The 25,260-nt window shown below is 62.0% G+C and carries 17 protein-coding genes and 1 pseudogene; 10 read left to right on the forward strand and 8 right to left on the reverse strand.

The annotated features are described in order from the left end of the window. The coding region (locus FEV51_RS12820) for a transposase (protein WP_222927442.1) at window positions 1-232 on the reverse strand (232 nt) is incomplete at its 3' end. Between the two features lie 327 nt (window positions 233-559). Here FEV51_RS12820 and FEV51_RS12825 point away from each other — a divergent pair. Genes FEV51_RS12825 through FEV51_RS12845 form a run of 5 tightly spaced genes read left to right on the forward strand, consistent with a single transcriptional unit; the run spans window position 560 to window position 5,639 of the window. Next, window positions 560-1,069 (forward strand): 2Fe-2S iron-sulfur cluster-binding protein, encoded by a 510-nt coding sequence (locus FEV51_RS12825; protein ID WP_138619491.1) that lies wholly within the window; start codon window positions 560-562, stop codon window positions 1,067-1,069. Beyond that, on the forward strand, window positions 1,066-2,049 hold the full coding sequence (locus FEV51_RS12830; protein WP_138619493.1) for an FAD binding domain-containing protein: 984 nt from the start codon (window positions 1,066-1,068) through the stop codon (window positions 2,047-2,049). The genes FEV51_RS12825 and FEV51_RS12830 overlap by 4 nt, the downstream gene beginning before the upstream one ends. After that, on the forward strand, window positions 2,046-4,235 hold the full coding sequence (locus tag FEV51_RS12835; protein ID WP_138619495.1) for a xanthine dehydrogenase family protein molybdopterin-binding subunit: 2,190 nt from the start codon (window positions 2,046-2,048) through the stop codon (window positions 4,233-4,235). The genes FEV51_RS12830 and FEV51_RS12835 overlap by 4 nt, the downstream gene beginning before the upstream one ends. Continuing rightward, window positions 4,235-5,086: an XdhC family protein gene (locus FEV51_RS12840; protein ID WP_246034572.1), complete on the forward strand. Its 852-nt coding sequence runs from the start codon at window positions 4,235-4,237 to the stop codon at window positions 5,084-5,086. Before FEV51_RS12835 ends, FEV51_RS12840 begins: the two co-directional genes overlap by 1 nt. Next, entirely contained in the window at window positions 5,073-5,639 is a 567-nt protein-coding gene (locus FEV51_RS12845; RefSeq protein ID WP_171033136.1) for a nucleotidyltransferase family protein, read from the forward strand. Before FEV51_RS12840 ends, FEV51_RS12845 begins: the two co-directional genes overlap by 14 nt. Window positions 5,640-6,186: 547 nt before the next feature. Here FEV51_RS12845 and FEV51_RS13205 read toward each other — a convergent pair. The 3 genes and pseudogenes from FEV51_RS13205 to FEV51_RS12860 all read right to left on the reverse strand — a co-directional run bounded on the left by FEV51_RS13205 (window position 6,187) and on the right by FEV51_RS12860 (window position 9,103). Next, window positions 6,187-6,525, reverse strand: coding sequence for a TIGR00366 family protein (locus FEV51_RS13205; RefSeq protein ID WP_281281640.1), 339 nt, complete (start codon window positions 6,523-6,525; stop codon window positions 6,187-6,189). A gap of 169 nt (window positions 6,526-6,694) precedes the next feature. After that, window positions 6,695-7,510, reverse strand: a pseudogene (locus FEV51_RS12855) (helix-turn-helix domain-containing protein); the annotation flags it as partial. 30 nt (window positions 7,511-7,540) lie between these two features. Next, window positions 7,541-9,103, reverse strand: coding sequence for an aldehyde dehydrogenase (NADP(+)) (locus FEV51_RS12860; RefSeq protein WP_138619503.1), 1,563 nt, complete (start codon window positions 9,101-9,103; stop codon window positions 7,541-7,543). 122 nt (window positions 9,104-9,225) lie between these two features. Here FEV51_RS12860 and FEV51_RS12865 point away from each other — a divergent pair, with 122 nt between their 5' ends. Genes FEV51_RS12865 through FEV51_RS12875 form a run of 3 tightly spaced genes read left to right on the forward strand, consistent with a single transcriptional unit; the run spans window position 9,226 to window position 13,672 of the window. Continuing rightward, a complete protein-coding gene (locus FEV51_RS12865; protein WP_138619505.1) occupies window positions 9,226-10,641 on the forward strand; it encodes a sugar porter family MFS transporter in 1,416 nt (471 codons plus the stop codon). A gap of 50 nt (window positions 10,642-10,691) precedes the next feature. After that, the gene (locus FEV51_RS12870) at window positions 10,692-12,215 is read left to right on the forward strand and encodes a tryptophan halogenase family protein (protein WP_138619507.1); all 1,524 of its coding nucleotides are present in this window, start codon (window positions 10,692-10,694) and stop codon (window positions 12,213-12,215) included. After that, window positions 12,212-13,672: a tryptophan 7-halogenase gene (locus FEV51_RS12875; RefSeq protein WP_138619509.1), complete on the forward strand. Its 1,461-nt coding sequence runs from the start codon at window positions 12,212-12,214 to the stop codon at window positions 13,670-13,672. The genes FEV51_RS12870 and FEV51_RS12875 overlap by 4 nt, the downstream gene beginning before the upstream one ends. On the opposite strand, the gene FEV51_RS12880 is transcribed toward FEV51_RS12875, so the two are convergent. Next, complete coding sequence (locus FEV51_RS12880) at window positions 13,662-15,197, reverse strand: tryptophan halogenase family protein (RefSeq protein WP_138619511.1); 1,536 nt, start codon at window positions 15,195-15,197, stop codon at window positions 13,662-13,664. The genes FEV51_RS12875 and FEV51_RS12880 overlap by 11 nt on opposite strands. Then, a complete protein-coding gene (locus FEV51_RS12885; RefSeq protein WP_281281642.1) occupies window positions 15,194-16,732 on the reverse strand; it encodes a tryptophan halogenase family protein in 1,539 nt (512 codons plus the stop codon). The genes FEV51_RS12880 and FEV51_RS12885 overlap by 4 nt, the downstream gene beginning before the upstream one ends. 215 nt (window positions 16,733-16,947) lie before the next feature. On the opposite strand from FEV51_RS12885, the gene FEV51_RS12890 reads away from it, so the two are divergent. Continuing rightward, a complete protein-coding gene (locus FEV51_RS12890; protein WP_246034568.1) occupies window positions 16,948-20,250 on the forward strand; it encodes a TonB-dependent receptor in 3,303 nt (1,100 codons plus the stop codon). 104 nt (window positions 20,251-20,354) lie between these two features. On the opposite strand, the gene FEV51_RS12895 is transcribed toward FEV51_RS12890, so the two are convergent. Together FEV51_RS12895 and FEV51_RS12900 are read right to left on the reverse strand one after the other, a co-directional pair. Next, the gene (locus FEV51_RS12895) at window positions 20,355-21,530 is read right to left on the reverse strand and encodes an endo-1,4-beta-xylanase (RefSeq protein ID WP_171033138.1); all 1,176 of its coding nucleotides are present in this window, start codon (window positions 21,528-21,530) and stop codon (window positions 20,355-20,357) included. 13 nt (window positions 21,531-21,543) lie between these two features. Beyond that, the gene (locus FEV51_RS12900; protein WP_138619515.1) at window positions 21,544-23,946 is read right to left on the reverse strand and encodes a glycoside hydrolase family 3 N-terminal domain-containing protein; all 2,403 of its coding nucleotides are present in this window, start codon (window positions 23,944-23,946) and stop codon (window positions 21,544-21,546) included. A gap of 209 nt (window positions 23,947-24,155) precedes the next feature. Between FEV51_RS12900 and FEV51_RS12905 the strand changes: the two genes are divergently transcribed. Further along, the gene (locus FEV51_RS12905; RefSeq protein ID WP_138619517.1) at window positions 24,156-25,259 is read left to right on the forward strand and encodes a LacI family DNA-binding transcriptional regulator; all 1,104 of its coding nucleotides are present in this window, start codon (window positions 24,156-24,158) and stop codon (window positions 25,257-25,259) included. Window position 25,260 lies beyond the last annotated feature (1 nt).

Raw genomic sequence — 25,260 nt, forward strand, 5'->3', positions numbered from 1 at the left:
AAATCTCCCTCTCCTCCTTGAGGATCCGGTTCTCCAGGCGCAGACGTTCATTCTCACGGGCCAGATCCGCCTGCGGCGCGGCTACCAGATCAGTGGGCCGATATTGCGCGACCCACTTGCCCAGCGTCGACAATCCCACCCCTAAATCTGACGCAACACGCCGACGCGACAGCCCGCTGGCCAGCGCAATCCGCACCGCTTCCCGCTTGAACTCTTCTGTATGCTTCATCATCTCGTCGGCCTCCTTGATAGAGTGTTAAACTCTCAAGTGACCGGCACAAAACCGTTACAAGTCCAATGTCTATCTTGCCGAAAGGGAAACCAAGAGCGGACAGCCCGCTCTCGGCCCACGAGCGGCCGGTGGGAGACGCGCCCTGATGTCAGGCGGAGCACCCTGCTCAGACATGTCCTCAAAACCAACAAACGATCGTTGCCGACCTCTTTTTCCAAGCCTTTCAATTTGGGTTCGCCCAATCGGTTGCGAAGCGTCTCACAATTAAGGAGCCGGTTCTCGGACACCTTTGGCCGCGCAAAGGGTTTAAGTGGAAAGGAGGCGACCTTGTCTGACACAATTACCGTAAATGGAACCGCTAACCCCCTGCCGGACGACCCGCGGGTCAGTCTTCTGGATTTCCTGCGGCATGACATCGGCTTGACCGGGACGAAGAAGGGCTGCGACCACGGACAGTGCGGCGCCTGCACCGTGATCGTGAACGGCATCCGCATCAACAGCTGCCTGACACTCGCGGCGATGCACGAGGGCGACAGCGTGACGACCATCGAAGGTCTCGGTACGCCCGACGAGCCCTCCGCCCTGCAACGCGCTTTTCTCGAGCATGACGGTTTCCAGTGCGGTTATTGCACACCGGGCCAGATCTGTTCTGCCACCGCCATGCTGGAGGAGATTGCCGCCGGCTGGCCGAGCGACGCCAGCGAAAGTCTAGAGGGCCATATTGTTACTTCCCGCGAGGAGATACGCGAGCGGATGAGCGGCAATATCTGTCGCTGCGGCGCTTACGCGAATATCGTCGCTGCGATCGAGGAAGTCGCGGCGGGAGGCCAGTCATGAGACCTTTTCAATATATCCGCGCGCCTTCCCTATCCGAGACATCGAAGCTTACCGCTGGCGAGGATGCCCTGGCAATTGCGGGGGGAACAAATCTGCTCGACCTGATGAAGTTGCAGGTGGAGACGCCAGCTCTGCTCGCCGACATCAACCGGCTGGGATTCTCGGAGATCGAGGACACAGACGATGGCGGTTTGCGCCTCGGTGCGCTGGCCACGAACACCGAAACCGCCGTTCACCCGCGCGTACGCGCCGACTATCCGGTTCTCGCACGCGCCATTCTGGCTGGAGCTACGCAGCAATTGCGCAACAAGGCCACCAATGGCGGCAATCTGTGCCAGCGCACGCGGTGCTTCTATTTCACCAATATCGACCAACCCTGCAACAAGCGTGAACCGGGCAGCGGCTGCGGAGCTATTGACGGCATTGCAAAACTTCATGCTGTCCTCGGCACGAGCGACCAGTGCATCGCGACCTATCCGGGCGATATGGCCGTAGCGCTGAGCGCGCTTGGCGCGGTGGTGCAGATCTCCGGCGACAAGGGTGAGCGCAGCGTGCCGGTGCGCGACTTCCATTTGCTTCCGGGAGATACGCCATGGATAGAAAATGTGCTTGAGGCGGGCGAGATCATCACCGGCATCATTCTTCCGGCGCCAGTGGGCGGCACGCAGATTTATCGTAAGGTGCGAGAGCGTTCGTCCTATGCCTTCGCGCTGGTTTCCGTCGCCGCCATCATCGAACTGACCGATGGCAAGTTTTCCCGCGCCGACCTCGCCTTCGGCGGTTTGGCGCACAAGCCTTGGCATGATCCACGGGTCGAAGAGGTGCTGCTGGGCCAGCATCCTTCTGACGCACTGATCGATAAAGCGGCCGATATCCTGCTCGAAGATGCGCGCGGGTATGGCGAGAACGATTTCAAGATACCGCTGACGCGGCGGACACTTCGTGCCGTCCTCACACAGGCGACGGAGGATGCAGCATGACGGTCCATTTCAAACAGGACAAGCCCGACAATTCCAACCGACTCGACGGGATGAAGCAGGGGGTGCTTGGCAAGCCCCTGCCGCGCATCGAAGGATTGGCCAAGGTTACCGGAACCGCACCCTATGCCGCCGAATACCCGGTCGAGAATTGCGCCGAGGGCGTGCTGGTCACAGCGACCATTACGCGCGGCAAGGTTACCTCCATCGATCGGACAAGCGTGCTGTCCATGCCCGGCGTGATTGCAGTGGTCGACGACGAAAAACTTTGCACCCGCGCGGCGCAGGGAACGGCCAACGAAGCGCCCATGCAGGGGCCTGCGCAGATCTGTTACTGGGGCCAGCCAATCGCACTCGTCATCGCCGAAACTTTCGAACAGGCGCGTGATGCCGCCAAGCACCTCACGGTCGAATATCTTGAAGTAGATGGCGCGCCGCTCGATCCAGGCGCGGTCGATCCAGAGGAGCAGGACGACGAGACGGTCCATCAGGGCGATCTGGCGAATGCCATGGCCGAAGCCGCGCACAGCGTCGACGTAACCTACACCACCAAGGGCCATGCTTCTGCCGCCATGGAACCGCATTCCGCAATCGCGCAATGGGACGGCAATAAGCTGACCGTCCACGCTTCGCTCCAAATGCTGAATTACAACATCGCCGAGCTGGCCGATGCGCTGGATATGGAAGAGGACAATATCCGCCTCATATCCCGCTTCGTCGGGGGCGGCTTCGGTTCGAAGCTAGGGATCAGCGAAGAGGTGGTCGCAGCCGCACTGGCGGCGACACAGATAGGGCGGCCGGTCCGCGTCGTCCAGTCGCGCCAGCAGGTGTTCCAGACGGTCATGCGCCGCAGCGAAACCACGCAACGCCTGCGCCTTGCGGCCGACAGCAATGGAAAGCTTACCGGCTTCGGGCATGAGGCGCTGGTGTCCAACCTTCCCGGCGAGAGCTTTGCCGAGCCAGTGCTGCAATCTTCGCACTTCCTGTACGGGGGTGAAAACCGCGAACTGATGCTCAAAGTCGCGCGTATCCACCGTATGACGGCCGGATCGGTGCGTGCTCCAGGAGAGGCTGTGGGCATGCCAGCGCTCGAAGGCGCGATGGATGTGCTGGCGGAAAAAGCCGGTATCGATCCGGTAGAACTGCGTCTGCGCAACATACCCGAAAAGAATCCCGAGGAAGACCTCCCGTTCTCTTCTCACAAGCTTGCCGAATGTCTGAAGCAGGGCGCAGAGGCTTTTGGTTGGGAGTGCGGCCTCCGCAAACCGCGTCAGCGGCGCGAGGGCGAGTGGTGGATCGGCACAGGCATGGCCAGCGCCGCAAGGGTGCACAATATCGCCGAGGCGAAAGCGCGCGTGACGTTGAAATCCGACGGCACGGCGCTCGTCGAAACCGACATGACTGATATCGGCACCGGAACATATACGATCCTGGCGCAGATAGCCGGGGAGATGCTGGGGCTGGATCCTGAACAGGTTCTGGTCGAACTGGGCGATACCCGCCACCCGCGCGGCCCGGGCTCGGGCGGCAGTTGGGGCGCGGCTTCGACAGGTTCGGCAGTATACATCGCGTGCAAGGCTATCCGCGAGGAACTAGCCGCCAAAACCGGCGCGAGTGAGGAAGAGCTCGAATTGCGCGAAGGCAAGACCGCTACCGGCGAGACTCTGACGAGCCTTCTCGATGGCAAGGATCTTGCCCGCGAAGGCCATTACGAGCCGGGTGAAATCGAGGACGATTATACCGCTTCTGGGTTCGGTGCGTTCTTCGCCGAGGTGCGCGTCAATCACTACACCGGTGAAACCCGCGTCGATCGCATGCTTGGCGCATTCGGCTTTGGGCGCGTGCTCAACGCCAAGACCGCTCGCTCGCAATGCATCGGGGGCATCACCTGGAGCATCGGGGTGGCGCTGACCGAGGCGTTGGAATTCGATCCGCGTGACGGACATCTCGTCAATTGCGATCTCGCCGAATATCACGTGCCCGTTCATCGCGACGTCCCCGATGTGGAAGTCGTGCTGGTGGAAGAACGCGATGGCGCGGCCAGCCCGATCCAGGCGAAAGGCATCGGCGAGCTCGGCATGTGCGGAGGAGCGGCAGCCATTGCGAATGCCATCTACAATGCCTGTGGCGCGCGGATCTACGATTACCCGATGACACCGGATCGCGTTCTGGCTGCGATGCCCGATTGATGCTGGCCGAATATTCGATCGATAGCGTGCGCGACGAGGATCACATCGCGCTAGCCGCCGCGTGCCAGCCGGGTGTTGGGCTTTGCACTATCGTTGGAATCGAGGGCAGTTTTTCGCGGCGTCTCGGAGCGCAGCTGGCGGTATTCCCGGATGGATCTACAGTTGGCGATCTGGCGGACAGTTGCCTCGAGCGCCAGTTGGCCTCGGACATGATGGCTTGCCAGGGTTCAAGGGTAATCCGATATGGGCGTGGCTCTGCCAAAATCGATTTCCGCGTTCCATGTGGCGGTGGATTGGACATCCTGCTCGAACCGGCGCCAGACCGAGCGGCCTGTCGATCCACAATCGATGCGCTGCGGACGCGCCGTCCGGCCCAGCTAGCATTCGAGGGATGCAGGCACATGGCCCACCGCACTTATCTGCCATCGCTGAAACTCGTTGTCATGGGGGAGGGGCCGGAACTCAAAGCTGTGGCTTCCTTGTGTTCGGCTATGAAGATTGATGTCGACGTGCTTTCGCGGGACGACCTCACTCTCGGCCTAGCGGCTCGAAATGTGCGCTACGATCTCTGGACGGCCTGCCTGCTTCTCTTCCATGATCACGAATGGGAATTGGCCCCGCTCGAACAGGCGCTCACGAGCGAAGCCTTTTACATCGGTGCTCAAGGCGGCGAGAGGGCGCGCTACGATCGGACTTTAGCGCTGGCGGCGCGGGGCGTTTCTGAGGAACAGATTGCACGGCTAACCAGCCCGGTCGGACTAATGCCTGCCTGCAAATCGCCACGAACCCTCGCGCTTTCGGCGGTGTCCGAGATCGTCGATCGTTACGAGCAAATGCGTGCCGCCGCCTGAGGTTGAAACAGGCGTAGTGCTGCTTGCCGCTGGCCAGGCAAAGCGGTTCGGCGGCGGGAAGCTCACCGCCACTTTTCGCCGGCAACCCTTATGGGAATGGGCCGCACAAACTGCGGAGAATATCGATTTCAGCGAGCGCCTTATGGTGATCGGTCCCAACAGCCCGATTAATAGCCGCCCAGGATGGAGGCTGGTCAAGAACCCCGTGGCGGAACGGGGAATGGGCACTTCGATCGCTGTGGGAGTGCGCGCGCTGACCGATTGTGATCGCGTTGTCATCCTTCTCGCCGATATGCCGCTCGTCTCGCGCACCCATCTCTGCCGGTTCTTGAAAGCGCGGGGCGTGGCCTTCACCCGATATCCCGATGGCACTGCGGGATGTCCGGCGATTTTCCCGCGACCGGTCTTCCCGTTGCTTGAAACTCTTGCCGGTGATCGTGGAGCGCGAAGCCTCGATTTGGGGGATGCCGAGCTTATCGAGCCTTCTCACGAAGGAGAACTGGTCGATGTCGACGAGCTTTGCGACCTACAGCGGCTAAGGTCCGCAGATTAAGGGTTTTCGAGGTCGTCCGGCAGTTGAAGAGAACAAGTTGGGGCTGTTCGCTGGGTGTTGCCGGCACTAGCCAGTCTGCGCATGGCCCTGCTCTAGCCGTCGCTCCCTGACTTCGCCTGTGGCCGGAGGCGAAGAATTCTACTCAACGCAGAGGTCCTGCGTACCTAGCCTCATGGGCGTGGTATCCAGTTCGGCGAGCCCGGTTCGATGCTACACGCGGGACAATCACGAACCGTTCGCAGCCCGCACCACCCGCAATATAATCGGACGAGCGTACAGGATTGTGAACAAATCTAGCCGCGCTCGAACCAAATTCACCACAAAGGCGTAAAATCAATGCTTTACGAGAGAAATGGTGCCAGAAGAGGCATCGCACTGGTGGTATAAACCGCTGAAAAGATTGAGCATGATTCCGATCATTGGCCTCGAGGCCCGCAAGAAGGCCCGCTCGCCTTATTGAAACTGTTCCAAAGCATTGATTGGTTTACAAAAATTGGCGCCACTCCCAGTGGAGAATTCCCCACTCCCTTCCAGCCTGACGATGCGTTCATGACAGGTGAGCAACGATGAGTATCCCTCCGGCGAATACTGCTCCAAGGCTCAGGAGGAAAAAGACAAAGAAGCCGAGAATCTGACGGACTTTCAATCCTGCTATTGCCATCAGAGGCAGGGCCCAGAATGGCTGGATCAAATTCGTCCACTGATCGCCGCAAGGCACCGCCATAACAATTTGCTCATGCGGTGTTCCCAGCGTGGTGGCAGCTTCGATGAAAACTGGCCCTTGGACCGCCCATTGTCCGCCGCCGGACGGGATGAAAATGTTGAGCAGTCCGGCCGATAAAAACGCATAGAACGGCAAGTTATCCGCAGTCGATGAGGCAATCACCCGGCGGCCAGAAGCGATACCAATCCGCTGCCGATCATTGACGCCATCATGCCTGCATAGAAAGGGTAGTGGAGCCGTATCGGCGCCACCACCGGGCCTTCGATTTCCATTGTCCGTCGTCGGATACTTTGAGACGATTGGCAGTTTGAAACAGGCGAGTGTCTGGGCTCATCTGGTTGGCCGCAGTGGTCTTGTCCTTGAACTCGCTGGCGGCTGTCATCACGATGAAGTTCGGACTGGTAATCAGATAATGCGCCTTGAGCAGGCGGTAGACGCTGGCTTCAGACTCGGATTCGAAACGAAACGGAGAAGGGCGCTTGCGCCCAACTAGCGGCGTTCATCCGTAAACGTCACCGCCAGCTCTCTAGGGCTCAGTTCACAGCGCTCCAGCGCCATCTCCAGTATTTGACCCTGCACCTTCTCTGGTATCCGGTTCCAGGCGCGGCGTGGCCCTGGTCGACGATCTGCCAGCGCATCTTCGCCGAAGCGCTGATACAGATCATACCATCGGTAAAATGTTGGCCGGGCGATGCCCAGCCTGTCCAGAGTCTGCTTGGCAGGCAAGTGCGAACGCTCAACCATGCGGATGATCTCAAGCCTTTCTGAGGCGGGATATCTCATTTTCGTCTCCCCCATCCCCGATCATGCTTTTTTTGAGCAGGCGCATCTCAAGGATCTGTTCGGCGACAACCTCCTTCAGATCGCGGGCTTCGCGGCGTAGCTCGCGGACCTCGTAGGTGTTGGCGCTGCGCGCCGTATCACCGGCAAGCCGACGTTTTCCGGCTTCCATGAAGTCCTTCGACCATTTGTAATACACGCCTTGGGCAATACCTTCACGGCGGCACAGCTCGGCAATGTTATCCTCACCGCGCAGGCCCTCCAGCACGATCCTGATCTTCTCTTCCGCGCTATACTGTTTGCGGGTCGCCCGGCGGATGTCCTTGACCACCCGCTCCGCGGGAGCCTTTGATTGGTTTTCGGTCAAATGAAAGGTCTTTCGGATTTTGACAGGACGCTAGATCGCCAGCTTGCCATCAACCCGGCGCGGCACCCCGCAGCTGCCTTCGCGCAAGGCAATTGGCAGCAGCGCTTCCGGCATATCCTGATAGGACACCGGGCGCAGGAAGCGGCCGATTGCCATCGTGCCGACCGATGTGCTGCGTCCGTCGGATGTCGCGGGGAACGGGCCGCCGTGGACCATCGCATGGGTCACATCGACCCCGGTTGGCCAGCCATTGGCCAGAATGCGCCCGGCAAGCTGCTCCAGGATCGAGATGAACTTCTCCGCCTCGGCATGATCGGCCTCGTTCATATGCAGTGTGGCGGTCAACTGGCCCTCTAGCCCCTCCAGAATGCCTGTCATCTGCTCAAGGTCCGCGCACCGGATGACGATCGAGCTGGGTCCAAAGACCTCAGCGGCAAAGCCCGGTTCGGCGAGAAACTCGTTCCCGCCGACGGTGTAGACCCGCGCGCGCCCACAAGCGGATGACCCCTCGGCCCCCATGCCGATCAGCTTCGCACCCGGCAGTTTCCCGAGCGCCGCCGTGTGCTCTTCAAACGCGCGGCGTATGCCTGCGGTCAGCATTGTCTGCGCGGCGACGTCCTTTAGGGTTTCGCCCGCGGCCTGGATAAATCTGTCCAGCGCATCGCCGGCCACTGCCAGGACAATGCCCGGATTGGTGCAGAACTGCCCCGCACCGAGCGAGAGCGAGCCGACGTAGGCCTGGCCCAGTTGCTCTGCCGCCTCCTCCAGTCGGCCGGGCATGAGCACGACCGGATTAATGCTGCTCATCTCGGCATAGACCGGGATCGGCACCGGACGACCGGCGGCGTGTTTCATCAGCGCCAGCCCCCCTGCCCGCGAACCGGTAAAGCCGACTGCGGCGATGCGCGGATCCTTGACTAACATTTCGCCCAAAGCGTTCGAGGTCCCGTTTACCAGCGAGAATACCCCCGCAGGCAGGCCGCACTCGGCAACTGCCTCGGCAATGGCTCCGGCGACTAGTTCCGATGTCCCGGGATGCGCCGGATGGCCCTTTACCACCACGCAGCACCCGGCTGCAAAGGCGCTGGCCGTGTCGCCGCCTGCGACCGAGAACGCGAGTGGAAAGTTGCTCGCCCCGAACACCGCGACTGGGCCCAAGGGGATCATCCGCAATCGCAGGTCCGGCTTTGGCGGTGTAGTGCCGGTCTGCGCGTGATCGATCCGCAGTTGCTGCCATTCGCCCTGCTCGATCTCGTCCGCGAACAGCCGCAGCTGCCCCACCGTCCGGCCGCGCTCTCCTTTCAGCCGCGCTTCGGGCAGTCCGCTTTCCTGCATCGCACGCATCGTCAGGGTGTCGCCCAGCGCGTCGATCTTGTCAGCGGCAAGGCGCAGGAATGCGGCGCGCGCGGCCAGCGCGAGCGAGCCGAAAACTTTCTGCGCATCCCGGGCGGCAAGACAGGCCGCAGCAACATCGTCTGCGGTGGCTTCGGAGAAATCCGGCTCGAGCGGTTTCCCGGTGGCCGCGTCCGTGGCCCGGAATTTTTGTTCCGACGTCCGGCGCTCGGCACCGATGAAATTGCTACCCACCAACATGGTCTTACCTCTCGATCTTGCGGATTGCCGTGAAAAGCCTGCTTGCTTTCCCGCAGAATTGCCGCATAGGTAGCGCTACCATAACAACCCGACAAGGCATTTCGGGCATAAGGGAGAGCGAGATGGGAAGCGCGGGGGGAAGCACGCAGGAACGCACCAATTTGGTGCTGATCATCGCAATCGTGGCGGTCGCGTCTATCGGGGGCTTCCTGTTCGGTTTCGACAGCGGGGTGATCAACGGGACGGTCGACGGCCTACGGATCGCATTCAACTCCGACAGTGTCGGAACCGGCTTCAATGTCGCCTCCATGCTGCTGGGCTGCGCGATCGGCGCGTTTGTCGCCGGGCGGCTGTCGGATATTATCGGCCGCAAGAAGACACTGATGCTGGCAGCAGTGTTTTTCATCATCAGCGCCTATGGCTCGGGCATCGCGACTTCCTCGATCGAATTCGTAATTTACCGGATGATCGGCGGCTTCGCAGTGGGCGCGGCGAGCGTGCTCGCACCCGCCTATATCAGCGAGGTCACGCCGGCCCATTTGCGCGGGCGGCTATCCAGTGTGCAGCAGGTGATGATCATCGTCGGCCTGACCGCGGCGTTTCTCTCCAACTACTTGCTCGCCGAATATGCGGGCTCCTCGACCAAGCCGTTCTGGCTGGGTTTCGAGGCGTGGCGGTGGATGTTCTGGATTGAACTGGTCCCCGCGGCGATCTTCCTGGTGGCGCTGCTGTTCATCCCCGAAAGCCCGCGTTTCCTGGTCAGCAAGGGGCGTTCGAAAGAAGCCCTTGCCGTTCTCGGCAGGCTGTTCGGCAGCGAAGCTGCGGCGCGCAAGGTCGGAGAGATTGAGGCCACGATTTCGGAAGATCACGCTCCGCGCTTGGCGGACCTGATCGACCGCAATAGCGGCAAGATCCGCACGATCGTGTGGATCGGGATCGGGCTGGCAACCTTCCAGCAGCTCGTCGGCATCAATGTCGTGTTTTATTATGGCGCGGTGCTGTGGCAGGCAGTCGGCTTCAGCGAATCCGACGCGCTCAAGATCAACGTGCTCAGCGGCACGATCTCGATTGCAACCTGCCTTGCCGCCATCGCCCTGATCGACCGCATCGGGCGCAAGCCGCTGCTGCTGATCGGTTCGGTCGGGATGGCCGTGACGCTGGGCGCCATGGCACTGGCCTTCATGAGCGGGGCACTGGTCGACGGCCAGCTGGTCTTGTCGGACGGAGCTGGCCTGACCGCGCTGGTTGCGGCGAACGCCTATGTTGCGTTCTTCAATTTCAGCTGGGGCCCGGTGATGTGGGTGATGCTGGGCGAAATGTTCCCCAACCAGATCCGCGGATCGGGCCTGGCGGTCAGCGGGTTTGCGCAGTGGATGGCGAATTTCGGGATCACCATGACCTTCCCGATCATGCTCGCTACGATCGGTCTGACCGGCGCCTATGGCTTCTACGCCCTGAGCGCAGCGATAAGCGTCGTCTTCGTATGGATCATGGTCAAGGAGACCAAGGGCATGGAACTGGAGGACATGCAGGGCTGAGCGCACTTGCCATTGGAGTGCCGCGCCAAGCAAGGTAGAAGCTGAGCATCATGCCTGCCGCATCATCTTCTCCGGTCCGGGTGGTCGTCCTTGGTGGGGGGACCGCCGGCTGGATGACCGCGACCGGGCTGGCAAAGCTGCTGCCCGGCACGGTAGAGGTCCAGCTGGTCGAAAGCGAGGATATCGGCATCGTCGGGGTGGGCGAAGCCACACTGCCGCATATCCGCGCTTTCGTCGAACGGCTGGGGATCGACGAGGCAGCCTTCATGAAGGCCACCCATGCGACCTACAAACTGGGCATCAACTTCAGGGATTTCGGCCGGATCGGCGAAAGCTATATCCACCCTTTCGGCAGCTTCGGCGAGGAAGTGGCAGGGGTCGGCTTCCATCACTGGTGGCTGGAATTGCAGCGCCAGGGCAAGGCAGACCCGATCGGCGAATATTCGCTCGCGGTCGCAGCGGCGAAGGCCAACCGCTTCGCCCCGCCCGCGCAGGACAACACGCTCGCGTCGACTTACGGCTATGCCTATCAGTTCGATGCGACCCTGTTCGGTCCCTTCATGCGCGACATCGGCCTCGCCAATGGTGTGACCCGGCACGAAGGTCTGGTTACGTCCGTGGAGCGTGACGGGCCAAGCGGCGACATCGCCTGCTTGGTGCTGAAGGACGGGCGGCGGATCGAGGGGGATTTGTTTGTCGACTGTTCGGGTTTCCGGTCCATGCTGCTGGGGCAGGAATGCGAAGAGGAATGGGAGGACTGGACCCACTGGCTCCCCTGCGACCGGGCGGCGGCCATGCCCTGCACGCACGAAACCAGCGACATCCGCCCCTATACCACCGCCACGGCGATGCCCGCAGGTTGGCGCTGGCAGATCCCGCTGCAGCACCGGATGGGCAATGGCTATGTCTTTTCCAGCGCGCATATCTCCGAAGACGAAGCGTGTCAGGCGATCCGCGATGCGGCCGAGGGCGTGCCTCTGGCCGATCCGCGCGTGCTGCGCTTTCGTCCCGGTCGGCGCAAACGCTCCTGGTCGCGCAATGTCATCGGGGTCGGGCTGGCGAGCGGATTTCTCGAACCGCTTGAATCGACCTCGATCTACCTTGCACAGATGGCGATCACCTATCTGATCGAACTGTTCCCCGAGAGTGGCCGGATCGACAAGCGCGACCGGGACGAGTTCAACCGGCTGGTCGATATGGAATACGACCGGGTGCGCGACTTTCTGATCCTGCACTATCACGCGACGCAGCGTGACGATTCCGATTTCTGGAACCATGTTCGCACGATGGAAGTGCCCGCCAGCCTGGCCGACAAGCTGGAGCTGTGGCGCAAGGCCGGGCGGATCGAGAAATACTCCGACGGCCTGTTCTACGACGCGAGCTGGATTGCAGTGTATGTCGGGCAGGGCCTGCTGCCCGAACGGCACGATCCGCGCCCCGCTCTGGTCGATCCTGCAAGAGTGGCAAGCGCGCTCGGCACGCTGAAACAGGCAATCGGCAGCGAAGTTGCCGCAATGTCCGGCCATGTCGATTTCCTCGCCCGCGAGGCCGCTCGGCTGGCGACGCCGGCATGAGCGAAGCGCGCGAGCCGTTGAACAGGGTCTGCGTTGCCGGGGGCGGGCAAGTCGGTGTGCTCGCGGCAATCGCGGTCAAGCGCGCGCTGCCGACCTGCGAAGTGATGGTCCTCGGCCTGCCGCCGGACCCGGTGGATTTCGCCGATCACGCGGCCAGCGCCCTGCCCTTCACCAACAAGCTGCACGACCGGCTCGGCATTTCGGAACAGGCCATCATCGCGCGCGCCGGGGGCAGCCACCGGCTCATAACGCGGTACATCGGGTGGGGAGGGCAGGGGCACTATGGCGCGCTATCCTATGGCGCTGGCGGAGAAGCGGACGCAGCCGCCTTCGCCCGTGAATGGGGCGGCGGTTCGCGCGGTAACAGCGGCGTGCGCCCGGCAGGATCGTTGGCCGAAGCCCTTGCTGATGCCGGCCGGTTCCGCGCGCCGCCACCGGGCGAGCAGACCCCGCTGGCCGAGATCGATTATGCGCTGCGGTGGAGCCCCTCAGCCTATCACGCCCAGCTGATCGGCGAGGCGCAGCGGCTTGGCGTGACCCATATCGAGGGCACCCTTGCCCGCATCGAGCCTGACGGCGTGGGCGGCATCGCGGCGCTGAACCTAGCCGGTAATACCACCATTGCTGCCGATCTGTTCATCGATTGCAGCGGAGCGCAGGCCCATCTGCTGTCCGCGCTGCCGGATCACCGCGCGCAGGATTGGAGCGATGTGCTGCCGCAGCGGCGCTTGCTGTTCGCCCCGCCCGGCGAGCCCCTGTTGGCGCTGGAGGATCGGATCGCGCTGTTGCCGGAGGGCTGGCTGCTGGAATGTGCCGGGCGCGGCGGCTTGCAGACAGTCCTCTGCACTGCGCCCGATATCGGGGAGGATGCGCTGCTGCGCGCATTGGGCACAGCGCCCGTCTATGATGCGCGGTTAGCAGCGGGCCGCGCGCAGGCAGCGTGGATCGGCAATGTGGTTGCCCTGGGCGATGCCGCCACGCGGTTCGAGCCGCTCGGCTTTTTGCATCTCGACCTCGCGCACCGTATGCTGGCGCTGCTGCTGGAAATCCTGCCGGGGCAGTCGATCGAGCCGCTCGAACGGGCCGAGTTCAATCGCCGTGCAGGCCTGATGATGGACGGTGTGCGCGATACGCTGGCGGTGCATTACGCCGCGCCGCGCGCCACGCAAGTTTTCGGCAGCACGGTTCAGCCCGAAGGCGTCACCCGGTCGATCGACCAGTTCACCCGGCGCGGGCGCCTCCCGTTTTGCGAGGAGCATCCGCTGCTGGGGCAGGAGCGGATGTCATTGCTGCGCGCGCTCGGCTTTGCCCAGGGAGTTCGGCCGCAGGATCGCACTTCCGGATTCCGGAATGCGGAGGCCGCGCGAAAAGCATTCGAGGCGAAAACCAGTGCTGCACTCGCTGATACCGCGCCCTATGGCGAGTGGATGACGGCGCAATTGCAGCCTAGGCGCTAAGCCGCTCTTCCGCAGCAATCGCGCTGCCATTGGCGGCGAGGAATTCATCCTGCGACGGCATCTGCCCGACGGTCGATTCGATCACTCCGCGAATATGGGCGAGCCGCTTCACCGTCTCCGCCTCGTCCAGCATTTGTGCGACCGGGTGGTGACCGCCCGCCTGCACGCCCTGACCGACCATCACCGACAGCCAGCTCGTTTCGGTGAACAGTTCTTCATGCTCGCGGATGACCCGGCCTGAGCTCTCGAACATCGCCAGCTTCTCCGCCAGACCCTCGGGCGGATCAAGCGCGCGGCAATAGCGCCAGAACTCGGAATCGTCGCGCTCGCTGGCGCGGTAATGCAGGACTAGGAAATCGCGGATATCGAGGTATTCCTGCGCGCCTTCGCGGTTGTAGCGGCCAATTTCATGCGGAGTGAAGGCGGTGGTCGGGAACAGCGTCAGCAGCCGTGCAATGCCTGACTGGACAAGATGGATCGCGGTCGATTCCAGCGGCTCCAGAAACCCGCCCGACAGGCCCAGCGCGACCACGTTCTTCTCCCACAGGCGCTCGCGGTGCCCGGCAGTGAACCGCAGCCGATTGGGCTCGGCCAGCGCCTCCCCGTCCAGGCCCTCCAGCAGCAGGCGGGTCGCCTCGTCCTCATCGATGAAGGCGGACGCATAGACATGGCCATTGCCGATCCGGTGCTGCAGCGGAATACGCCATTGCCACCCGGCAGGCTGCGCGGTCGACCGGGTCAGCGGCTGGCGGTCCCCCGCAAGGGTGCAGGGCATCGCCACCGCCCGGTCGCAGGGGAGCCATTTCGACCAGTCAGTAAACGGCACGCCGAGCGTCTGCCCCAGCAGCAGCGACCGGAAGCCCGAGCAATCGAGGAACAGTTCGCCCTCGACGATCTCACCCCCGTCCAGCTGCACTCCGGTGACAAACCCGCTCTCCGCGTCCTGCAGAACCTCGACCACCCTGCCCTCGGTCCGCTCGACCCCGCGGGCCTCCGCATGGCGGCGCAGATAGCGGGCATAGCGCGAGGCATCGAACTGGAAGGCGTAGCCAAGCTTGGCCAATGGAGAGCCGGGCCGTTCGTTCTGGGGCCGAATGAACTTGCCCGCCTTGCCGGCCATTGCGGCAATCGAATAGGCATCCAGCTCGCTGCCGTGCCCAAGGTCTCGGGCGCGGAGCCAGAAGTGGTGGAAATCGATCCCCAGCATGTCGAGGCCGTAGCTCCCGAAGGGGTGGATGTAGCGGTGGCCCTTGCGCGCCCAGTCGACGAATTCGACACCCAGCTTGTAGGTTGCATGGGTCTCCCGGACGAACTCGTTTTCATCGAGACCGAGCATGGTGTTGAACGCGATGATCTGCGGGATTGTCGCTTCGCCCACGCCAACTGTGCCAATCGCTTCGCTTTCAATCAGCCGGATCGAGAGATCGGGCATTGCGCCCATGACCGTGCCGAGCGCGGCCGCGGCCATCCATCCGGCGGTGCCGCCGCCGACGATCACGATATTGCGGATCGGTTCGCCGTTCATCCAGCGCCCTTATGCCACGCGCCTGCCTTCCGCAGAAACTCCTCATGTGTGGGGAGAAGCTCGGCAGTCGAGCGATAGTTCTCGCGCATCTGGCCCATGGCCATCGCCACCTTGTGCTTGTCCAGCGTGTCGGCCATCGGGTCGTGCGTTTCCGGCCAGACATTCTGGCCCAGCATCACCGCGACCCAGCTGGGCATGGTGAACAGCTCCGCATTCTCGCGGAATACACGCCCGCGCCGCTGCCACTGGTCGATGCGTTTGGCGAGGGTTTCGGGAACTTCCATATTGCGCACATAGCGCCAGAACTCCGTGTCATCACGCTCGGTCGCCTTGTAATGCAGGATCACGAAGTCGCGCACGTCCTCGTAAAGCTCTCGCATTCCCCGATTGTAATCGTCGCGGTCGCGCGGATCGATCGGCCAGTCCGGGAACAGCGCGAACAGCCGCGCGATACCGTTCTGGATCAGATGGATGCTGGTCGATTCCAGCGGTTCGAGAAAGCCCGACGAGAGCCCCAGCGCCACGACATTATGGTTCCACGCCTTGCGCCGCATGCCGGTTGCGAAACGCAGCAGACGCGGTTCGGCCAGCGCTTCCCCCTCAACATTGCGCAGCAGAATATCGCGCGCCGCGTCCTCGCTGGTAAAGGCAGAGCTGAACACGTGGCCATTGCCGGTCCGGTGTTGCAGCGGGATGCGCCATTGCCAGCCCGCGTCGTGGGCCGTGGCGCGGGTAAAGGGATCGGGGCTGCCCGAGCCGCTGGTGGGCAGGGCGAAGGCCCGGTCCATCGGCAGCCACCGGCTCCAGTCTTCGAACCCGGTTTCCAAACTGTCTTCGATCAACAGCCCGCGAAATCCCGAGCAATCAATGAACAGCTGGCCCTCGACAGTCCGTTCGCCTTCGAGTTCTACTGCGGTAACATCGCCGCTTTCGGCATCGCCGCGCACGCCCACGATCTTTCCCTCAATCCGGCGCACGCCCTGCTGCTCGGCCAATTTACGCAGATAGGCGGCGTAAAGGTTCGCGTCGAACTGATAGGCATAGCGGATTTCCGAAACCGGCGGCTTGGCCTTGGCCGAGGGGCGCCCGAACCGGCCCTGAGCGGCCGCCGCCGAGCTCATCGAAAACTCGCCGATCGACCCGGCAGCCGCACCGCGCAGCGCCCGCTCGCGCAGATAGAGCTGGTGGAACGGGATGCCGTGCAAATCCTGCCCGTGAAATCCGAACGGGTGGAAATAGCGGTCGCCCTTGCGGCCCCAATTGACGAATTCGATGCCGAGTTTGAACGTCCCTCGCGTCTCCGAAAGGAATTCGTTCTCCGAAATGCCGAGCATAGAATTGAATTCGCGAATCGGCGGGATCGTCGCCTCGCCCACGCCAACCGTCCCGATGGCATCGGATTCGATCAGCGTGATCTGCCGCTGGCCATCATTGAAATATCGCGAAAGTGCCGTCGCCGCCATCCAGCCGGCAGTGCCGCCGCCGACGATTACGACATCCCGGATGCGCGTGGTGTTACCGTTACCTTTATTCACAAGCGTGTAACCGAGCCCCCATCCGAAGCATTTGTGCAACAGATTCATCTGTAACTGCGTGGGGGCCCCTTGCAAAGGCCAGAACGTGCGGATATGACCGCCAATCCAACAAGGACGCATCACAAGTTAATGTGGTAGCGCTAACATATGGGGAGAGGCCAGTGAAAAGGGCTATGGTACATAAGAGCGGTGCGTCCGCCGGCAGCAGCAATTTGTTGCGCAATGTTCTGCGGGCCGGCGCTTCGGTTCTGGTAATGGGTGGCCTGCTGGCTTCGCAGACTGCAAGTGCGCAGACCGCGCCAGACGACGAAGCCGCCGCGAGTGACGGCGAGTCCAATCAAGGCACCATCATCGTCACCGGCATTCGCCAGTCGCTCGAAAACGCCCAGAACATAAAGCGTGCAGCGGACACCGTCGTCGAGGCGATTACCGCTGAAGACATCGGCGCCCTGCCCGACCGCTCCGTTACCGAAGCACTTCAGCGTCTTCCCGGTGTGTCGATCAACCGCTTCGCCGGTTCGAACGATCCCGATCACTTCTCCGTTGAAGGTTCGGGCGTTGTTATTCGCGGGCTCAACTTCGTCCGTTCCGAATTCAACGGCCGCGATGCCTTCACCGCCGGGGTCAACGGGCAGGCGATCAATTTCGCCGATATTCCGGCTGAACTCCTCGGCTCGGTCGTCGTCAGCAAGAACTCGACTGCCGATATGATCGAAGGCGGGCTGGCCGGTACGGTCAATCTCAACACCCGCAAGCCGTTCGATGATTACGGTCTCAATATCGCATTCAGCGCAGAGGCGAATTACGGTGATTTCCGCAAGGAATGGACGCCCAGCTTCTCGGGCCTGGTGAGCAACACCTGGGAAACCGGCGCGGGTACCTTCGGTGCACTGATCAGCGGCAGTTATTCGCGCATCAAGAGCCGCGCTGACGGCTTGCAGATCGCCAACTACCAGACCCGCGACGGATCTTCGGTGCGCCTTGCCAATGCGCTTGAATCCTTTGTCTGCCGCAACCGCCTGCCGTCCGATGGGGACAGCCTGACCTTGCCTGTACCGGGCACTTGCGGTGAAACGCAGGGGCCAGGCGCAGATGGCTTTGCCGATCTTGCCGACGAGCGTTTCGCACCTGTCGGCGGCCAGTTCCGCACACAGGAATTCGACCGCAAGCGCGATGGTATCGCCGCCGCTCTGCAATTTGAATCGACTGATGGCCGGACATTGCTGAGCGCGCAATACATCCGCGCGCACACCACCAACGCGTGGAACGAGCGCACTTTCGAGACGTCACCCGACAATGCCGAATACAACACCTATCCGGTTGGCTGCTTCCTCAGCCCGGCCAGCGGCGGCCAGTCTGCAAACGAAGGTGAAATCCAGTGTGGTGCCGACTTCGAGAATTACGTCTATGACGACACCGGGCTGTTCCAGTCAGGCTATATCACCAGCCCGGCATCGGGGTGGCGCGGTCCCGGACCCAATGACGGTTCTACCTACGTTCCGTTTGGCGGCGTGCAGCAATCACTGGCTCGGCGCGAAGTGTTCGAAGAAAATACCAACAATGATTTTGGGCTGAATTTCCAACAGAAAATATCTGACAAACTGCACCTTGAGCTAGACGGGCAATATGCCCATTCGAAGCGTACAGTAGACGATATCAGCGTGTTCGGATCGACCTTTGCCGACCAGCAACTCGACATCAGCGGCGATCTTCCGATCATCACACCGCGGGCGCCCAATGTCACCAGCTACGCGCAGACATGGGCCGGCGGCAATGCCGACCTCGCCGCTCTGACGCAGGACGACAATGCCTATTTCCGCAGCACCGAAGTGCAGTTCTGGCGTGCGGCAATGGACCATTTCGAGCGCAGCGAAGGCGACCAGTTCACCTTCAGCGGCGATCTGACTTATGACATCTCCGACGATGCCTTCCTGCGTGAAGCCAAGGTCGGCGCGCGTTACGCCGATCGCGACCAGACCATCCGTTACTCGACCTACAACTGGGGCGTATTATCGGAAATCTGGGCCGGGTCGGACACCGTCTCAGTGGGCGACACTCCGGCGGATCAGTCTGAATTCTACGAATTCCCGGACTTCTTCCGTGGTCAGGTTCCCGGACCGATCGGCGGCTACTATTATTCGGGCAGTCTGATCGACGATTACGACGGCTCTGCTGCTTTCTTCCAGGGGATCAACCAGCAATGGCAGGCCCAGGGCGGTCAAGCTGGCTGGGTTCCGCTTGCTGCCCGTCCGGATGCTGTCAACGGCAGCCCCTTCCGGCCGGACGAGATTTCGCACATCACGCAGCGCGACACGGCGCTTTACGGTATGCTGCGCTTCGGTTCCGACGATTTCATCGGCGGAAACCGCATGGCGGGCAACATCGGTCTGCGCTGGGTCAGCACCAGTGTGGGTTCATCCAGCGCGACACGTGTGCCGACGCAGGGCGAAGTCAATATTACCCAGAGCTTTGCCGATCGCTGCTCCGCAACGCTTCCGCCAAATGCGCCTCCGGGCACGCAGGTGTCGCCGCCAGGCGGCGTCTGTTCGCTTGGTCAGGCAGGCTATGAGCAATTGCAGGCGTTCACCGGCAATGTGGCAACCATCGTTCCGCGCTCGACCGATACGAGCTATGATTATCTGCTTCCCAGCTTCAACATCATGGCCGAACTGACGCCGGAACTGCTGGTCCGGGCAGCGGTATCGCGGGTGCTGACGCGTCCGCAGACGTCGAATATCCGAAATTACCTGAATTTCGACACCAGCCAGGGCACCTTGTTGCTATCGGCAGGGAACCCGGATCTGAAACCGGCGCGGGCATGGCAATTTGATCTGACCGCAGAATGGTATTTCGGACGGGTCGGCTCGCTGACGGCAAATGTGTTCTACAAAACTGTCGACGGGTTCTTCTTCTCGGCGCCGACACCGTTTGAAATCACTAACAACGGGATCACGCTTGATACGCTGATCCTTGCGCCGGACAATTTCAGCGGCACCGGCAAGATCAAGGGCTTCGAAATTGCCTATCAGCAAACCTTCGATTTCCTGCCTTCTCCGCTCGACGGTTTCGGGGCCAGCGCGAACTATTCTTACATCAAGAGTTCGGGGCTTCCCAACGCCTTCCTGAATACGGGCGAACCGGTGGATGCAAGCACGATCATACCGGGCAATCTTCCACTGGAAGGCCTATCGAAGCACAATGTAAATGCAGCGGTATTCTACGAGAAGGGTCCGGTTTCGGCCCGTGTCGCGTACAACTGGCGCTCGCGCTTCCTGCTCACGGTGGCCGATGTCATCTTCCCTTACACCTCGATCTTCAACGAGGCGACGGGGCAATTGGATGCTTCGGTGTTCTTCAACCTGACCGACCAGATCAAGTTCGGTGTGCAGGGCGTGAACCTGCTCAACGAAGTGACCCAGACCAGTCAGGCCTTTACCGGCGATCCTGATCGTCTGGCGCCGCGATCATACTTCATGAACGATCGCCGCTTCAGCTTCGTCATCCGGGGCAATTTCTAAGCCATTAGGGTCGTAGACGAAAAGAAGGGCCGCAGCACTCAGTGTGCTGCGGCCCCTTTCGTTTGGACTTGGCTGAATCGGAACGTTGCGATCAAGTAGCGGCCTCAGCCCGCGGCGAGCAGGCTCCCGGCGATGGCCTCGCGCAGTGCTTTGGCAGCATAATTGCTGTCATAGGGCGTACCGCGCACTTCGAGCCCGTCGGATCGCTTTGCCGGATCGAAATACTGCAGCCAGTTGTGCGCATCGACCATGCCCCAAGCGAGAATATCGCCAAGGTGGGCATCGTAATCGAGCATCAGATCGAAATAGCGCCGGGCGTAATCCGCGACCTTGCGATCACGCATCGCAAGATCGGCCGGTAGCGCGCTGTCCTTGACGTCGAATTCGGTGATCAGCAGGCGGTATCCCATGCCGGTTACCTCGTCGAGGAACCGCCGCCAGCCCGCTTCATCATATACCCCGACACCGCTTGCAAGATCGACTTTGAACATCTCGATATGCGACTGGATGCCCAGAGCATCGCAGGGAACACCGCGTTTCTTCATTCCTTCCAGCAGCCGCAGCACATCGACGCAGTGACCCTCATGGGCCGGCTCCCAGCTCATGTAATCATTGTACACCAGCTCGGCTTTGGGCAGCTCTGCGCGTGCAGCGTGGAAGGCGAAGTCAATAACCGCTTCGGGACTGCCCATGGCGCGGCTGAGGCTGGTTTCTATGGGCGCGCGGCGATCATGGTCGATCGCTTCATTGACCACGTCATAGCTGGTGATCTGGCCGCGATAGCGATTTGTCACCACCCGGATGTGATCGAGCAGCAGCCGCTCGGCCCGCCGCACGGGGGTCGCGCCGAAATCGTAAGTGTTGAGCCAGTCTGGAAACCATTGTGGCCGGTGCCACAGCAGGGTGTGGCCGCGCAGCTCCAGCGCATTGCCGCGCGCCCATTCGGCAATCGCATCCATGGCTGCGAAGTCAAACTGGTCGGCCGAGGGACGAAGCGTCTGCCACTTCATCTCGTTCTCGGGCACGATCAGACCGCATTCCCTGCGCAAAATGGCGGCGTAGGCGGGATTGGTGACCGACATGCCGGTACCCGCAGCCTTCCAGGAGACCGCACTGCCAAAGCGCCGGCCGCCGCGACGTGCAATCGCATCGATGCCCGGTCCGGGGTCCACGATACTGCTCGCCATGGTGCCGCCCAAGCCGGACCGCGCTGCGCATGCCGCCAGTGGCGCAGCCAGCATTCCCGCCAGCAAGTTCCGGCGGCTCGTCTCCATATCCATCGAACGCCCTCTCCTACTGTGTCACGGTAAGAGTGACCTCTTGGAGATCGCGCGAGTTGGGTCCGGCCATCAGGGTGAATGTCCCCGGTTCTACCACGCGCTCCATCTCGCGGTTCCAGAAGGCAAAGGCGTCGGGGCGGATTGTGATATCGACCTGACTGGTCTCGCCCGGTTGCAGGGTGACCCGCTCGAAGCCGACCAGCTCCTTCACCGGACGCGTGACCGAGCTGATGTCGTCGCGCAGATATATCTGGACCACCTCGTCGCCCGCCATGCGCCCGCCGTTGGTGACCGGCACACGGATCGTCACGCCCTGCCCCGCAGCAATACTGGCGGCAGACAGGGTCGGCGCGCCGAAGGTGAACTCGGTATAGGAAAGTCCGAAGCCGAAGGGATAGAGCGGGCTTGCCTCGGAAAACAGATAGCCGCGCCGCCCGCTGGGTTTGTGGTTGTAGAAATTGGGCAATTGCCCCGCCTCGCGTGCCACTGTCACCGGCAGCTTGCCACCCGGATTGACATTGCCGAACAGGGCATCGGCAATCGCCGTCCCCTGCTGCTCGCCCGCGTACCAGGTCTCGAGGATGGCGTCCGACCGCTCTGCCACATCAAGGTAGCTGGGCGGGCGACCATTGACGAGGACGGTCACGACGGGCTTGCCCAGCGCCTTCAGCGCGGCGAACAGCTCGTTCTGCTCGCCGACCAGATCGAGGCTGGTGCGGTCGCCCAGATGCGTGTCCGCCCACCCTTCGCGGCTGGTCTGCTCGGTATCGCCGATAAACAGCACGATGGTATCCGCATTGCGCGCGGCCTCGACCGCCTGAGCGATCATCTGCCGGTTCTCGGCCGGATCGGCGAGTTCGACCTTATCTTCCCACCAATCGTCGTCCAGGGTGATCTTCACGCCTTCGGAATAGACAATGTTGGCCCTGTCGCCGACCAGCGCCCGGATGCCTGCGAGCGGGCTGACGGTTGCGCGCGGAATGCCGTAGTAGCCGCCCAGCCGCGCGATATCGGCATTGGGGCCGATCACCGCGATGGTTGGCTTTGCCGCGCGGCCCTCAGGCAAGGCTAGCGGCAGGACACCGTCGTTCTTGAGCAGGATCAGCGATTTTTCCGCCGCCTTGCGTGCCAATGCGACACCTTCCGGCCCGTTGGAGGCCAATGCAGGTGCCATGTCGGTTACGAAAGCGTCCTCGAACAGACCGGCGTTGAATTTCATCGTCAGGATGCGTTCGACTGCGGTGTCGATCTGGGCGCCCGTGATCCGCCCTTCGCCCAGCAATTGGGCGAGAAATTTATACGCAGCGCCATCGGGAAAATCGATATCCACCCCGGCGTCCAGCGCCAGTTTGGCGGCATCCGGGATGTCGGCGGCGATCTTGTGGCGCGAGACCATTTCCTCGATCGCGAAATAGTCCGACACCACTGCGCCCTGATATTTCCACTCGCCGCGCAGGATGTCGCCCAGCAACCAGCGGTTCGAATGGCTCGGGATACCGTCGATTTCATTGTAGCTGGCCATCACTGCATCGATGGCGGTCCGGTCGACCACTTCCTTGAACGGCGGGAAGAACATCTCGCGCAGCTGGCGTTCCGAGATTTGCGCCGGTCCGGTGTTCGTGCCGCTTTCCGGCTGGCCGTGCCCGGTCATATGCTTGAGCGTGGCCATGACCTGTCCGGGCTTCAGCTTGCGGTCGGTACCGACGCCCTGCAATCCTTCGACTGCCGCGACGCCCATTTCGGAGACCAGATAGGGATCTTCCCCGAAGGTTTCCTCGATCCGGCCCCAGCGCGGATCGCGCGCGACATCCACCACGGGAGAGAGCACCTGGTGAACGCCGCGCGCACGGACCTCCCCCGCAATGTAATCATTTACATCGCGCACGAGGTCCGGATCCCATGATGATGCGAGACCGATGGATTGGGGGAAACTAGTGGCATCGAGCGCGGCGAGACCGTGCAGCGATTCCTCATGCGTCATGACCGGAATGCCGAGCCGCGTGCTGCGCGCCCAGCCTTGCAGTGCATTCACATACCGGATGCTGTCTTCGATCGAGCGCGGGGTATTCGTTCGTGGGCTGCCCGGACCCTTGAGGTCGGAGGGGCGGGTGAAAAATCCGATGCCATCGGGATAGAGTTCGCTCGCCTTGGCCGGATCGAAGAAATCCTGCTCGTCCTGCAGCGCCGCCTTGGTGGTCCAGATGCTGACCATCTGAGCGAGTTTTTCCTCTTGCGTCATGCGCGCCATCAGATCGGCCACACGCTGCTCCACAGGCAGCGATGCATTCCAATACGGTGCCTCGGCCAGCGGTTTTTGAACCGCAACATCCTGCGCCGCAACCGGCGCCGCCAACGGCGCACCCAGTGCCATGGCCGCAACGCTTGCAGCCAGTGCCGCCTTAAAAAAGGAATTCATCACTTGTCTCTCCCGGCCCCCGGCGCTTGACAACGCACCGTCTAATGGTAGCGCTAACACTATCGTTGCGGAGCGAGTTGTCAAGCGAGGCAGTCCGAAGCGTCATGGAGGCCGGATGATCAACGCGAAAACTGGTGCCCAGACGGGCCCTGATACCGCGCAAGTCCGTATGCTTGCCGTTATACTCGCCCGCGGTCTATGCGGGTAAGATGAGCATCCGGACGACCAGCCCCGCACCCCGCAAGCGCGCTTCGCGTCGCAGCAACACTGCCCCCACCATCGCAGATGTCGCGCGTGAGGCGCAGTGCTCCCCGATGACCGTCAGCCGCGTGATCAATGGCGAAGGCAACGTCCGCGAGGAAACCCGCGGGCAGGTGCAGCAGGCGATCAGCAAGCTCAACTATTCACCCAACCGCGCCGCGCGCAGCCTGGCTGGCGGCGAACAGCTGCGGATCGCGTTGATGTTCGACAATCCGTCGGCATCCTATCTCAGCGAATTTCTGGTCGGAGCGCTGGAAGAAGCCGGAAGGATCGACGCCCATCTCGAGGTGCAAAGCTGCGAGAGCGCTACCGAAGCCCTGCCGCTGATGCGCAAGCTGGCCGAGGGCGGGATCAGCGGGTTCATTCTCCCTCCGCCGCTGTGCGATGATCAACGCGTCCTCGACCTGACCAAAGATTTGGGCGCTATCGCCATTGCCGTAGGGCCGGGCAAGGCAGAGGGTTCCCACGGCGCCTTCATGATCGACGATTTTCAGGCCGCCTATGACATGACGCAGCATATCATCGGACTGGGCCATGTGCGGATCGGTTTTATCATCGGCAATCCCGAACAGGTCGCCAGCGGACGCCGCCTCAACGGCTATCGCGCGGCGCTGGAGAAGGCGGGGATAGAGCCGTCTGACGATCTGATCGTGCAAGGCCGCTTCACCTATCGTTCCGGCATGGCGGCAGCGGAGAAGCTGCTTGCGTTGGACCAGCGCCCGACAGCGATCTTCGCCTCAAACGACGATATGGCGGCGGCAGTGGTCGCGGTTGCGCATCGCATCCATCTCGACGTGCCCAACGATATCACCGTGTGCGGGTTTGACGATACAGCCATGGCCAGCACCATCTGGCCCGAACTGACCACCATCCGCCAGCCGATCCGCGAGATGACCGCAAAGGCGGTAGCGGCGATCGGCCGGATCACTCGCGCGCGCCGATCGGGCGAGAAACCGAAGGCCGAGCAGACGATCCTGCCCTACACCCTGGTTCGGCGCGAATCCGATGCAGCACCCAGCCTTGCGGCGAGCAAGCGGAACGGAGCAGGCTGAA

Origin of the sequence: Qipengyuania marisflavi (assembly GCF_005884405.1) — a bacterium.
In the GTDB taxonomy this organism is placed as follows: domain Bacteria; phylum Pseudomonadota; class Alphaproteobacteria; order Sphingomonadales; family Sphingomonadaceae; genus Qipengyuania; species Qipengyuania marisflavi.

What these genes read in the sequence shown, in the direction of transcription:
- FEV51_RS12830 (WP_138619493.1), top strand. Translation starts at nt 1,066, where the DNA reads ATGAGACCTTTTCAATATATCCGCGCGCCTTCCCTATCCGAGACATCG.
- FEV51_RS12835 (WP_138619495.1), top strand. Translation starts at nt 2,046, where the DNA reads ATGACGGTCCATTTCAAACAGGACAAGCCCGACAATTCCAACCGACTC.
- FEV51_RS12840 (WP_246034572.1), top strand. Translation starts at nt 4,235, where the DNA reads ATGCTGGCCGAATATTCGATCGATAGCGTGCGCGACGAGGATCACATC.
- FEV51_RS12860 (WP_138619503.1), bottom strand. Translation starts at nt 9,103, where the DNA reads ATGTTGGTGGGTAGCAATTTCATCGGTGCCGAGCGCCGGACGTCGGAA.
- FEV51_RS12865 (WP_138619505.1), top strand. Translation starts at nt 9,226, where the DNA reads ATGGGAAGCGCGGGGGGAAGCACGCAGGAACGCACCAATTTGGTGCTG.
- FEV51_RS12870 (WP_138619507.1), top strand. Translation starts at nt 10,692, where the DNA reads ATGCCTGCCGCATCATCTTCTCCGGTCCGGGTGGTCGTCCTTGGTGGG.
- FEV51_RS12875 (WP_138619509.1), top strand. Translation starts at nt 12,212, where the DNA reads ATGAGCGAAGCGCGCGAGCCGTTGAACAGGGTCTGCGTTGCCGGGGGC.
- FEV51_RS12880 (WP_138619511.1), bottom strand. Translation starts at nt 15,197, where the DNA reads ATGAACGGCGAACCGATCCGCAATATCGTGATCGTCGGCGGCGGCACC.
- FEV51_RS12895 (WP_171033138.1), bottom strand. Translation starts at nt 21,530, where the DNA reads ATGGATATGGAGACGAGCCGCCGGAACTTGCTGGCGGGAATGCTGGCT.
- FEV51_RS12900 (WP_138619515.1), bottom strand. Translation starts at nt 23,946, where the DNA reads ATGAATTCCTTTTTTAAGGCGGCACTGGCTGCAAGCGTTGCGGCCATG.
- FEV51_RS12905 (WP_138619517.1), top strand. Translation starts at nt 24,156, where the DNA reads ATGAGCATCCGGACGACCAGCCCCGCACCCCGCAAGCGCGCTTCGCGT.